Annotated in this window: 13 protein-coding genes; 7 read left to right on the top strand and 6 right to left on the bottom strand. The window is 68.9% G+C overall.

Going from position 1 to position 12,187, the window contains the following annotated elements:
• Positions 1-38: 38 nt before the first annotated feature.
• From BM214_RS03565 to BM214_RS03545, 5 genes are all read left to right on the top strand, one after another.
• Positions 39-512, top strand: a complete 474-nt coding sequence (locus tag BM214_RS03565) for a DUF3833 domain-containing protein (protein ID WP_090483909.1) — start codon at positions 39-41, stop codon at positions 510-512.
• Positions 513-724: 212 nt separating this feature from the next.
• Positions 725-1,048, top strand: a complete 324-nt coding sequence (locus BM214_RS03560; protein ID WP_090483834.1) for a high-potential iron-sulfur protein — start codon at positions 725-727, stop codon at positions 1,046-1,048.
• 103 nt (positions 1,049-1,151) lie between these two features.
• A complete protein-coding gene (locus BM214_RS03555; protein WP_090483833.1) occupies positions 1,152-1,685 on the top strand; it encodes a DUF7931 domain-containing protein in 534 nt (177 codons plus the stop codon).
• Complete coding sequence (locus BM214_RS03550; RefSeq protein ID WP_143096339.1) at positions 1,682-2,437, top strand: hypothetical protein; 756 nt, start codon at positions 1,682-1,684, stop codon at positions 2,435-2,437. The genes BM214_RS03555 and BM214_RS03550 overlap by 4 nt, the downstream gene beginning before the upstream one ends.
• A 73-nt stretch (positions 2,438-2,510) precedes the next feature.
• Positions 2,511-3,281 (top strand): proteasome-type protease, encoded by a 771-nt coding sequence (locus BM214_RS03545; protein WP_090483831.1) that lies wholly within the window; start codon positions 2,511-2,513, stop codon positions 3,279-3,281.
• A 10-nt stretch (positions 3,282-3,291) separates the two neighbouring features.
• Here BM214_RS03545 and BM214_RS03540 read toward each other — a convergent pair whose 3' ends face one another.
• The 3 genes from BM214_RS03540 to BM214_RS03530 all read right to left on the bottom strand — a co-directional run bounded on the left by BM214_RS03540 (position 3,292) and on the right by BM214_RS03530 (position 6,484).
• Entirely contained in the window at positions 3,292-4,272 is a 981-nt protein-coding gene (locus tag BM214_RS03540) for an alpha-E domain-containing protein (protein ID WP_090483830.1), read from the bottom strand.
• A gap of 5 nt (positions 4,273-4,277) precedes the next feature.
• Positions 4,278-5,732 carry a circularly permuted type 2 ATP-grasp protein gene (locus BM214_RS03535; protein ID WP_090483829.1) on the bottom strand — a complete coding sequence of 485 codons (1,455 nt, stop codon included), beginning with the start codon at positions 5,730-5,732 and terminating at the stop codon, positions 4,278-4,280.
• A gap of 74 nt (positions 5,733-5,806) precedes the next feature.
• Complete coding sequence (locus BM214_RS03530) at positions 5,807-6,484, bottom strand: class I SAM-dependent methyltransferase (RefSeq protein WP_090483828.1); 678 nt, start codon at positions 6,482-6,484, stop codon at positions 5,807-5,809.
• A 135-nt stretch (positions 6,485-6,619) separates the two neighbouring features.
• Here BM214_RS03530 and BM214_RS03525 point away from each other — a divergent pair, with 135 nt between their 5' ends.
• Together BM214_RS03525 and BM214_RS03520 are read left to right on the top strand one after the other, a co-directional pair.
• Positions 6,620-7,573 (top strand): hydrolase, encoded by a 954-nt coding sequence (locus BM214_RS03525; protein WP_090483827.1) that lies wholly within the window; start codon positions 6,620-6,622, stop codon positions 7,571-7,573.
• Between the two features lie 91 nt (positions 7,574-7,664).
• The gene (locus BM214_RS03520) at positions 7,665-9,050 is read left to right on the top strand and encodes an alanine/glycine:cation symporter family protein (protein WP_090483826.1); all 1,386 of its coding nucleotides are present in this window, start codon (positions 7,665-7,667) and stop codon (positions 9,048-9,050) included.
• Between the two features lie 68 nt (positions 9,051-9,118).
• On the opposite strand, the gene BM214_RS03515 is transcribed toward BM214_RS03520, so the two are convergent.
• From BM214_RS03515 to rpsO, 3 genes are all read right to left on the bottom strand, one after another.
• Positions 9,119-9,325, bottom strand: a complete 207-nt coding sequence (locus BM214_RS03515; RefSeq protein WP_143096338.1) for a hypothetical protein — start codon at positions 9,323-9,325, stop codon at positions 9,119-9,121.
• 448 nt (positions 9,326-9,773) lie between these two features.
• A complete protein-coding gene (gene pnp, locus BM214_RS03510) occupies positions 9,774-11,864 on the bottom strand; it encodes a polyribonucleotide nucleotidyltransferase (RefSeq protein WP_090483824.1) in 2,091 nt (696 codons plus the stop codon).
• A gap of 53 nt (positions 11,865-11,917) precedes the next feature.
• Positions 11,918-12,187, bottom strand: a complete 270-nt coding sequence (gene rpsO / locus BM214_RS03505; protein ID WP_090483823.1) for a 30S ribosomal protein S15 — start codon at positions 12,185-12,187, stop codon at positions 11,918-11,920.

Here is a 12,187-nt window from a genome sequence, read left to right as displayed (position 1 = left end):
ATCCACCCCCTCCCAAGCCGAACCGCGAGGTGAACGCCATGCGCCCCGAAGACCTTGCCGATACCCGCCCCCTGCTGGACCTGGAGGCCTATTTCGACGGCCCGGTGCGGGCCTGGGGACTGTTCCAGGACCGCTTCGGCCGGGTCCACCGGCCCTTCACCGCGGACATCCAGGGCCGCATCGAGGATGGGGAGCTGATCCTGGAGGAGGATTTCTCCTTCGCGGATGGGGAAACGGACCGGCGGGTCTGGCGGCTGCGGCGCCTGGACGAACACACCTACGAGGGCCGCGCCGATGATGTGGAGGGGGTGGCCCGGGGACGCCTCTTCGGCCAGGCCTTCCAATTCCGTTATACCCTGCGCCTGCCCGTGGGGGGGCGCACCTGGCGGGTGCGCATGGACGACTGGATGTTCCTGCACGAGGACGGGGTACTCATCAACCGTGCCGTGATGCGCAAGTTCGGCCTGCCCCTGGGGGACGTGACCCTGGTCTTCCGGCGCATGGATTCCTGAGCCACAAGACCCAACGGGGGGTGGTCCTTTGAAGGCATTTATTGGATACTAATCGGAATATCGGCGGGATCATTCGCCGCGGGTCTGCCCGTGGTGCCCGCCGGTAGTTTGCAGTGACGGGCGCCGCCCGCCGGGCGGGTCGCGGACACAGGTGGCACAGAACCGCCATCCGCCCCGCCCGCCCCCTCATCGCGAGACCTTAGGAGAAGACAATGAAGAAGCAAGACATGAGCCGTAGAAGCTTCATGAAGTTCGGCGCGGCGGGCATGGTCGCCGTTCCCCTGGCCGGCCTGGGCTGGACCACCACCGCGGCGGCCGCCGAACGCCTGGACGAGAACTCCGCCGAGGCCAAGGCCCTGAGCTACGTGCACGACGCCACCACCTCCGAGCACGATTCCTATCAGGAAGGTCAGCAGTGCATCAACTGCCTGCTGTACACCGACCCCAGCCAGACCGAATGGGGCGGCTGCGCCGTGTTCCCCGGCAAGCTGGTGAACGCCAACGGCTGGTGCACAGCCTACGTGGCCCGCGGCTGATCCCGCCGCCTCCGGAGCAGACCGGGCCCATGGCCTACGGGTCCGGCAATCCGGTTCCAAGGACCCGCCCCGTGCGGGTCCTTCCGTTTCCGGGAGATCGTCCATGTCCGATCCATCCCCCCACCCCCCCCTTGATACGGCCATCCTGGGCAAGATCCGGGACGACGTCCCCCTGGAAGGCAGCGCGGATCTGCTCGCTGCCACCCTTGCCATGGCCGCACAGGCCCGGCGCAGCCTGCAGCTGGTGAGCCGGCACCTGGATCCCGACCTCTACGACCAAGGGGAACTGGTGGCGGAATGTTCCCGGCTGGCACGGCGCAGCCGCTACTCCGAGATCCGCATCCTCATCCAGGACCCCGAACCCCTGCGGGGGCGCACCCATGGCCTCATCGAGCTGGCGCAGCGCCTGAGCAGCCGCATCCAGGTGATGCGCATGTCCGAGGCGGACCGCAAGACCCGTGTGGACGCCTTCCTCATCGCCGACGGCGTGGGCTGCATCCACCAACCCCGGGGGGATCGCCACCAGGGCACGGCGAATTTCCATGCCCCGCGCCGGTCCAAATTGCTGATGGCCGAATTCCAGACCCTTTGGGATGCGGCCGAGCCCGATCCCCACCTGAGACGCCTCTACCTGTGAAGCGACGCCCGTTCCTCGGCCTTTCCGCCGTCCTCCTACTGGCCCCGGAGCTGATGCTGCCGGCGGGGGCTAAGGAGCGGCCGATCCGGGTCATCCCCCTGCAGCACCGTCCCGCTGAAGACCTGCTCCCCCTGCTGCGGCCCCTGCTGGGCCCGGGGGAGACCCTCACCGGAGAGGGGATGCGCCTGGTGGCCCGCGCCGAACCCGCCACCCTGGCGCAGCTGGAGCAGGCTGTCGCCGATCTGGACATGGCCGCGGCGGGCCTGCGCCTGAGCCTGCAATGGGGGGAGGCGGATGCGGACACCGAGGGCGGCCGCCGCATCACCACCCGCCGCGACACCGGCATCCGCAGCCTGCGGCTGCTGGAAGGGGAAACGGCCCTGGTGCGCGGTGAGCGCAACCTGCCCCAGGGGAGCGCACGGCTGGTGCCGGTCCCCGGCGGCATCGCCGTGGAGCCCCATATCACACGCCAGCGGCTGCAGGAGGGCTTTTTGGTGACGGCGCGGCTGCTGCCGGGGGAGCGGGTGCGCCTGCACATCCGCAGCCTGCGCGAGCGCCCCGATCCCGCCGGCGGCGGACGCAGCCTCAGCCAGGCGGTGGAGACGACGGTGACCGCGGATCTGGGGGAATGGATCCCCCTGAGCAGCCTGCGCCGGGAGACCTTCGAGGAAGGCACCCGGGTGCTGCGCACCCGAGAGCCGGAACGCCGCCACGTGCTGGACCTGCGGGTGCGCGTCGAGCGCATGGATTGACCGTTTGGGCCCGTTCGCGCCGGGGCCCGCCCCCTGCTACCATGCAGCACCCCCGCCCCCGGACCGCCTTGCCATGACCTACTGCCTCGCCCTCACCGTGGATGCCGGACTCGTCTTCGCCTCGGACTCCCGCACCAACGCCGGGGCCGACCAGGTGAGCACCTATGGCAAGATGCACACCTTCGAACGCCCCGGAGAGCGGGTCTTCGTGCTGCTCACGGCGGGCAACCTGGCCACCACCCAGGCGGTCCTGGGGCGGTTGCGCCGCGACATCGAGGACGGCGCCGCCCACAGCCTGTACACGGTGCGGGACATGGCCGGAGCCGCGGAGTACCTGGGCCGGATCAACCGCGAGGAGCAGGAGAAACACGGCGAGGCCCTCACCCGCGCGGGCTTCACGGCGGAGGCCACGTTCATCCTGGGGGGACAGCTGCGCCAACAGGCCCCGGAACTCTTCCTGATCTATCCCCAGGGGAACTTCATCACCACCTCCGCCCAGACCCGCTACCTGCAGATCGGCGAGAGCAAGTACGGCAAGCCCATCCTGGACCGCATCATCACCCGCGACACCCCCCTGGGGGACGCGGCCCGTTGCGCCCTGGTGTCCATCGACTCTACCATGCGTTCCAACGTCACCGTGGGCCCCCCTTTGGAGGTGATCGTCTACGAACGGGACCGCCTGCATTTCGAGCACTACCTGTGCCTGGAGGCGGACGATCCCTATCTGGCGGACCTGAAGGCGGCCTGGGACGACAACATCCGCCGCGCCTTCCGCGACCTGCCGCGGTTCGACTGGGAATCGGCGGGGGCCCCCGTGCCGGTACGGCACGACCCGTCCCGGTAACGCCGGGGGATCAGTCCCCGGCGGTCTGCACCTGCCGCCCCCCGGCGGTACCGGGATGGAACCAGGTATTGCTGATCAGGCCGTGCAGATCCCCCATCTCCCGCTGCAGGTCATCGATGAAGCGATGCAGGACACGGGCCTCCAGGAGGGGTTCGATGTCCGCCTCCAGGGCGTGGCGCTTCACCTGCAGGGCCAGGCGCAGGGGCAGATCGCCCCGCGGCAGCCGGGCCAGACTGCCCTCCACCTCCCCCAGGGCATGGGCGATGGCCCGGGGGAACTGGGTGTCCTGGATGAGGTAACGCAGCACATCGGCGGGATTGATGCGCCGGCGCACGTGCTGGCGGTACATCTGGAAGGCACTCAGGGAGCGGAGCACGTTCATCCACAGCAACCCCTCCATGGCCAAGGCCTCTGCCCCCTCCGCCCCATCCTCCCGGGCCAGCAGGCCCACCGCCCCCACGTCCAGGAGGCGGGAGGTCATGTCCGCCCGCTCCAGGTTGCGTCCGGCGCGGATGAACTCGTAGCCCTGGTCATGGCTCATGGTGCCCGCCAGCATGCCGGTGATCTGCTGGCAGCGGTCCCGGATCTGGGACAGGTAACGGTACCGCCCGCGCTTGCCCTCCCCGGCGTCCAGCTTGTAGCGGGCGTGGAGATGCAGCTCGTTCACTGTCTCCCAGACCTCGGTGGGGACCCGGTCCCGGGTGGTGCGCACGTTCTCCCGGGCCTGGGTCAGGCAATGGAGGATGGACCCGGGGTTCCTCGGGTCCCCCAGCAGGAAGCGGATGACGTCGGCCTCCGTGTATTCCGGATAGCGGGCATCGAACACCGCCTCGTTGCCGGTGATGGCCACCAGGCCCCGCCAGGAGAGGCGCACCTGCCGGGGCATGTCCAGGGCCAGGTGGTTGAAGGCCGTGACCATGCGCGCGGTGTTCTCGGCCCGTTCCAGGTAGCGGGCCATCCAGTAGAGCCGTTCGGCGACGCGGGAGAGCATGGGTGTCAGTCCCCGGGGTCCGTATCCACGATCCAGGTGTCCTTGCTGCCCCCGCCCTGGGAGGAATTCACCACCAGGGAGCCCCGGCGCAGGGCCACGCGGGTGAGCCCGCCGGCGGTGACGTCACTGCGCACCCCCTGCAGGACGAAGGGACGCAGGTCCAGGTGTCGCGGCTCCACGGCCCCGTCGCAGAGGGTGGGGGCCGTGGACAACTGCAGGGTGGGCTGGGCGATGTAGTTGCGCGGATCGCGGCGGATCAGGTCGGCGAAGGCCTGGCGCTGTTCCGGGGTGGCATGGGGGCCCACCAGCATGCCGTAACCGCCCGATTCGTTGGCGGGTTTCACCACCAGTTGGTCCAGATGGGCCAGCACGTGCTCCCGCTGGCGCGGGTCCATGCACAGGTAGGTGGGCACGTTGGGCAGGATCGGCGCCTCGTCCAGGTAGTAGCGGATCATGTCGGGGACGAAGGCGTAGATCACCTTGTCGTCCGCCACGCCGGCCCCGGGTGCGTTCACCAGGGCCACGTTGCCGGCCCGCCAGGCGCGCATCAGCCCCGGCACCCCCAGCAGGGAGTCGGGCTGGAAGACCTCCGGATCCAGATACAGGTCATCGATGCGCCGGTAGATCACGTCCACCCGTGCCGGGCCCTCGATGGTGCGCATGTAGACACAGTCGTCCTCCGCCACCCTGAGGTCGGCCCCCTCCACCAGCTCCGCCCCCATGCGCTGGGCCAGGTAGGCGTGCTCGAAGTAGGCGGAGTTGTAGATCCCCGGGGTGAGCACCACCACCTGGGGGTAGTCCATGGGACGGGGGGAGAGACTGGCCAGCATGTCGAAGAGCTGGGCCGGGTATTCGTCCACGGGACGGATGCTGTGATGTTCGAACAGCTCCGGGAAGACCCGCTTGGTCACCTGCCGGTTCTCCAGCATGTAGGAGACCCCGGAGGGCACCCGCAGGTTGTCCTCCAGGACATAGAAGCACCCGTCGGCATCGCGCACCAGGTCCGAGCCGCAGATGTGGGCCCAGACCCCGTGCACCGGCCGCATACCCCGGCACTGCTCGCGGAAGTTGCGGGAATGGGCCAGCACCGCCTCCGGCACCACCCCGTCCCGGACGATGCGCCGCTCGTTGTAGAGGTCGTCGATGAAACGGTTCAGGGCGGTGAGGCGCTGGCGCAGGCCCCGCTCCACCCGGATCCATTCCTCCAGGGGGATGATGCGGGGGATGATGTCGAAGGGCCAGGCCCGGTCGATGTTGCCCCCCTCGGTGTAGACGGTAAAGGAGATGCCCATCTCCAGGATGGCGTGCTCCGCCGCCAGGCGCCGCTCCTGGATCTCCGCATCCCCCAGGGAGGCCAGGTAGTTGGCCAGGGTGCGGGCGGCGGGACGCGGCTGTCCGGGGGCGGCCATGAGCTCGTCGTAGAACCCGCCGGGGTCGTAGCGCTGCCAATCGATGCCCATGGGTCCCCCTGGCCGTTACCTGGACGATGCCGCCCGCTTCAGGATACCCCGCCAGCGGGATCCGCCCAAGGGGATCAGCCCGGCTGGTCCACCGGTTGCACCTCCGGGACGCCGCCGCCCTCCCCCAGGGGCATTGCCCCGTTGCGGTAGTGCACCAGCTTCCAGTAGCCGAACAGGTTGGCCGGCTCCACGCTCACCCGGTGCAGATCCGGCAGCTCCGGCAGGCTGTCCAGTTCCATGTCGGTGCGAAAGCCCACCAGGCGCGACAGCGGCCGCAGGGCCCGCTCCGCCCGGCGCACCAGGGGATGGGTGGAGGCGAAGTGGTTGATCACCAGCACGTCCCCCCCGGGGGCGCAGACCCGCTGCATCTCCGCCATGAGCCGGTCCGGATGGGGCACCACCGAGGCCACGTACATGGCCACCACGGCGTCGAAGTGATCGTCGGGGAACCCCAGGCATTCCCCGTCCATCTCCACCAGGCCCTCCACATGGGCAAGGCCCAGGGCCTCCACCCGACGCCGGGCCACCTGGAGCATCTCGGGACTGACGTCGATGCCCGTGACCCGTGCATCATCGCGGTAATCCGGCAGGGAAAGTCCCGTGCCCACCCCCACCTCCAGGATGCGTTGTCCCGGGCGCGTGTTCACGCGCTGCACCGCCATGCGCCGGCCGGCGGCGAAGACGGGGCCGAATACGGTATCGTAATGGCGGGCATAGCGCCGGTAGGCGTCTTTGATCGAGGAGAGGTCCATGCAGTGCCTGATTTCGGTGTGGGAATGGCCCTCCCCTTTTAGCCCCTCGATGGGCGGGTTTCAAGGGCCGTCCCGGCAGACCCCCTCATCGTCCGATCCCCGCCTGTGGCCCACGGACAAGGAGAAGCACACCCCATGATTGTCGAAGGGGATTTCCGACCCGCCCCCTGGCTGCCGGGCGCCCATCTGCAGACCGTGGTCCCGGCCCTGCTGCGCCCCCGGGTGCAACTGCCCCTGCGCCGGGAACGCCTGGAGCTGCCCGACGGGGACTTCCTGGACCTGGACTGGGCCCCGGCGGCGGCCGGTCCGGTCATCCTCCTGCTCCACGGCCTGGAGGGCTCCAGCCGTTCCCCCTACGCCGCCGGACTCATGCGCTGCCTGCACGCAGCGGGTTTCCAGGCCCTGACAATGCACTTTCGCGGCTGCTCCGGCGAACCCAACCGCCTGCCCCGCAGCTACTTCGCCGGAGACACCGGCGATCTCGAACACGTGGTGGGGGTGCTGCGCGGGCGTTTCCCCGAGCGTCCCCTGGGGGCCGTGGGGATCTCCCTGGGAGGCAACGCCCTGCTGCAGTGGCTGGGGGAGAGGGGCGCGGCCGCCCCCTTGACCGCCGCGGCGGCCCTGTCCGTCCCCTTTGACCTGGACGGCGCCGCACGGCGCATGGAACGCGGGGCGTCCCGCCTCTATCAACGCCATCTGCTCACCCGGCTCAAGCGCGCCCTGGCGCGCAAGGCGGGGCACATGGACCTTCCGGTGGACGCGGCGGCGGTGCGGCGGGCACACACCTTCCGCGCCTTCGACGATGCCGTGACGGCCCCGCTGCACGGCTTTGCCGGGGTGGACGACTACTACACCCGCTGCAGCTGCCGGCCCCGCCTGCAGGGGATCCGGATCCCCACCCTGATCCTCCATGCCCGCAACGACCCCTTCATGAGCCCCCAGGTCATCCCCACGGCCGGGGAGCTCTCCCAAGACATCCGCCTGGAGATCACCGACGCAGGCGGTCATGCCGGTTTTGTCGAGGGCTGGGGACGCTACTGGCATGAGCGCCGCATCCCGGCCTGGTTTGACGCCATGACCGGGATGTGATGCCCTTTCCCGGCCCCCACGGGGGCGGCGGGATACCCATACCCATCCACGGCCGCCACGGCGGCCCCTGCTGCGAGGAGAGAATCACGACATGCTTCAGGGACTCATGGTGTTCAACGACTGGATCAACGGCATCGTCTGGGGGCCTCCGTTCATGATCCTGCTGGTGGGCACGGGGGCCTATCTCACCCTGCGCCTGGGCTTTTTCCAGTTCACCCACCTGCGCTTCGCCTGGCGGCGCACCTTCGGCACCCTCTTTCGGCGCCGCAAGGCGGTGGAGAAGGGGGCCATCTCCCCCTTCCAGGCGGTGAGTTCCGCCATGGCGGCCACCATCGGCGTGGGCAACATCGCCGGGGTGGCCACGGCCATCGCCCTGGGCGGTCCCGGCGCCGTCTTCTGGATGTGGGTGGTGGCCCTGGTGGGCATGGCCACGAAGCTGGCGGAGGCCACCCTGGGGCTGAAGTACCGCCAGGTGGACGCGGACGGCCATGTCTCCGGCGGCGTGTTCTACTACATCGAACACGGCCTGGGAAGCCGCTGGAAGTGGCTGGCCCTGGTGTATGCCGTCCTCGCGGGGGTCGCGGCCTTCGGCATCGGCAACATGGTGCAGGCCAACACCATGGCCCATGCCCTGGAGACCGGCATGGGCGTGCCCGACTGGCTCACGGGCCTGGTGATCATGTTCCTGGTGGGCCTGGTCACCCTGGGCGGGATCCGGCGCATCGCCGTCACTGCCGAGCGCATCGTCCCCACCATGGCCCTGATCTATGTCATCGGCGCCATCGGGATCCTGGTGAGCTTCTATGACCGCATCCCGGAGGCCTTCGCGCAGATCTTCACGGGGGCCTTCTCCCCCGCCTCCGCCGTGGGGGGCTTCGCCGGGGCCACCGTGGGCAGCGCCATCCGCTATGGCATCGCCCGCGGCATCTTCTCCAACGAGGCGGGCCTGGGATCGGCCTCCATCGTCCATGCCCAGGCCCAGAACAAGCCCTTTGCCCAGGGCCTTTGGGGCATGTGGGAGGTGTTCGTGGACACCCTGGTGGTGTGCACCATGACCGCCCTGGTGATCCTGGTGACCGGGGCCATCGGTACGGGCCAGACGGGGGCGGAACTCACCTCCACCGCCTTCTCCAATGGGCTGCCGGGCGTCGGCGGCTGGATCGTCCTGCTCTCCTTGGTGCTCTTTTCCTACACCACCATGCTCACCTGGAACTTCTACGGGGAGAAGAGCTGGGAGTACGCCTTCGGCCGGCGGGTCATCCTGCCCTACCGGGTGGTCTTCATCGGCTTTCTCTACCTGGGGGCCGTGGGCGGGCTCAGCACCGTCTGGGATATCTCGGACACCCTGAACGGGCTCATGGCGGCGCCCAACCTGGTGGCCCTGGTGCTGCTGGCGGGGGTGCTGGTAAAGGAGAAGGCGCAGTATCTCAAGGAAGAGCGCGCCGCGAAGCGTCAGGACGGGGAGGATGCCGGCTGAGGCCGGTCCACCCCCTGGGCGGGGCCGCGTTGGCGGTATGCCGACGGTCCCGCCCAGAGGGGAAGGGATCAGGAACCCTGGCCGGGCTCCGTCTGCGCCCGGGTCCTGTCCCCGCCCCAGGCATAGATCCCCAGACCCAGGATCATCACCGCCACCGCCGGGAGGAAGGGCCAGACCAATTCCATGCCCTTGGCCTCCTGTGGCAGTCCCGGGACCGTGGCGAACAACCAGACCGCCCCCGCCAAAAAGATGCCCATTCCGATCGCGGTACGCACGTTCAAACCCCCCTTTTCATCCCCACCCGGGGTGGGTTGGTGTGGTCTTTCAAGGACGGGATGGTCCATGGCACCACTGCGATGCCCGGCAACCGGTCCTCACCTGGCCGCGTCCCGGCCCGTTACATGCTAATGCAGCCCCCGTCCGGGCGCCAACCCGGGTGTAGTTTCCCAAGCCGACGGAGTACCGATCCCATCATGACTGAATCCGCTCAGCCCCCGCTCCTGGCCATCCCGGCCCCGGAGGACGCATCGCACGCCCCCGGGGAGGCAGTCGGTGGACAGCTGCCGGCGGAAAGGGGCAAAAGGGACGAAAGAGAGGTCGCCGTACCCGCCGCGCAAGGGGAATGATCGGGCCGGCGGGGGCCGGATCTGGGAGCGGAAACGCAAAGGGGCCCCGAAGGGCCCCTTGATGCGATACAGGTTGGCATGGCCGGGGAAAGGGACTTCAGTCACCGCCGCCCACGGCCTTCATGCTCAGCCGGATGCGGCCCTGCTTGTCCACCTCCAGGACCTTCACCTTCACGCTCTCGCCCTCGCTGAGCTTGTCGGAGACGCTCTCCACCCGCTCCTCGGAGATCTGGGAGATGTGCACCAGCCCGTCGCGGCCGGGGAGGATGGTGACAAAGGCCCCGAAGTCCATGATCTTGGCCACGCGCCCCTGGTAGACCTTGCCCACCTCCACATCGGCAGTGATCTCCTCGATGCGGCGCCGGGCCTCCTCGCCCGCCTGCTTGTCCACGGAGGCGATCTTGACCACGCCGGAATCGTCGATGTCGATGGTGGCCCCGGTCTCCTCGGTAAGGGCGCGGATGGTGGCGCCCCCCTTGCCGATCACGTCCCGGATCTTCTCGGGGTTGATGCGCAGGGTGATGAACCGGGGGGCATAGTCGGACATCTCGCCACGGGGGGCGCTGAGGACCTTGCCCATCTCGCTCAGGATGTGCAGGCGTCCCTCCCGGGCCTGGGCCAGGGCCTTCTCCATGATATCCCGGGTGATGCCGTCGATCTTGATGTCCATCTGCAGGGCGGTGACCCCCTCCTCGGTGCCGGCCACCTTGAAGTCCATATCCCCCAGGTGGTCCTCATCCCCCAGGATATCGGTAAGGACCGCGTGGCGATCCCCCTCCTTGATCAGCCCCATGGCGATGCCGGCCACCGGGGCCTTAAGGGGCACGCCAGCGTCCATCAGGGCCAGGCTGGTGCCGCAGACCGAGGCCATGGAGCTGGAACCGTTGGATTCGGTGATCTCCGAGACCACCCGCAGCACGTAGGGGAAGTCCTCCTCCGCCGGCATCACCCCCTGCACGCCGCGCTTGGCCAGACGCCCATGGCCGATCTCCCGGCGTTTGGGCGAACCCACCATGCCGGTCTCGCCGGTGCAGTAGGGGGGGAAGTTGTAGTGCAGCATGAAGCGCTCGCGGCGCTCCCCCTCGATGGCGTCGATGATCTGGGAGTCCCGGTCGGTGCCCAGGGTGGCGGTGACGATGGCCTGGGTCTCGCCGCGGGTGAACAGGGCGGAGCCATGGGTACGCGGGAGCACACCGGCGCGCACGCCGATGGGGCGCACGGTACGGGTATCGCGCCCGTCGATGCGGGGTTCACCGTCCAGGATGCGCTGGCGCACGATGCGCTTCTCGATGCCGTGGAAGATCTCCTTTACGGTCTCGGCCGACGCGGCATCCTCCTCCCCGGTGGCGAAGGCCGCTGTCACGGCCTCGCGCAGCTCCGCGATGCGCAGGGTGCGCGCCTGCTTCTCGGGGATCTGATAGGCGGTCGTCAGGTCCTGCGCGCAGTGGGCCTCGATGCGCTCCTGCAGCGTGGTGTCCTGCTCCGGGGGCTGCCAGTCCCAGGCCGGCTTGCCCGCCTCGGCGGCCAGTTCCTGGATGGCCTGGATGGCGGTCTGCATCTGCTCGTGACCGTACATGACGGCGCCGAGCATGACCTCCTCCGGCAGGATGCTGGCCTCGGACTCCACCATGATGACGGCGTTCTCCGTGCCCGCCACCACCAGGTCCAGCTGGGAATCCTTGAGCTGGCTCAGGTCCGGGTTGAGCACATACTCGCCGTCGCGGTAACCCACCCGGGCCGCCCCGATGGGGCCGTTGAAGGGCATCCCGGACAGGGCCACCGCAGCGGAGGCCCCCAGCAGGGCCGGGATGTCCGGATCCACCTCCGGGTTCAGGGACATGACCGTGGCCACGATCTGCACCTCGTTGGTGAACCCCTTAGGGAACAGCGGGCGCAGGGGGCGGTCGATGAGCCGGCAGGTGAGGGTCTCCTTCTCCGAGGGACGGCCCTCGCGCTTGAAGAACCCGCCGGGGATGCGCCCCGCCGCATAGGTGCGTTCCTGATAGTTCACCGTCAGGGGGAAGAAGTCCCGTCCCGGGACGGCCTCCTTGCGCCCCACCGCCGTCACCAGGACCACGGTGCCGGCCACGTTGACCATGACGGCGCCGCTGGCCTGGCGGGCGATCTCGCCGGTTTCGAGGGTGACGGTGTGCTGACCGTACTGGAACGACTTGCTGATGGGCGCCACGACGATTCCCGCTTCGGTTGGGTGGTGCTGGACTGGAGGCGAGGGCCGCGGATTCAGCGGCGCAGGCCGAGGCTGCTGACCAGATCCTGGTAACGCTGCTGGTCCTTGCCCTTGAGGTAATCCAGCAGCTTGCGGCGCTGGTTCACCATCTTCAGCAGACCGCGACGGGAGTGATGATCCTTCTTGTGCTTGGCGAAGTGATCCATCAGGTGCTGGATGCGGGCGGACAACAGGGCCACCTGCACCTCGGGGGAACCGGTGTCGGAGGCGTCGCGCTTGTACTTCTCGACGATCTCGGCTTTGAATTCACTGCTCAGGGACAT

Source organism: Ectothiorhodospira mobilis (assembly GCF_900114895.1).
Classification (GTDB): Bacteria; Pseudomonadota; Gammaproteobacteria; order Ectothiorhodospirales; family Ectothiorhodospiraceae; genus Ectothiorhodospira; species Ectothiorhodospira mobilis_A.
The sequence above is the reverse complement of the archived record's forward strand: the minus strand, read 5'-3'. Positions and strand labels throughout refer to the sequence as shown.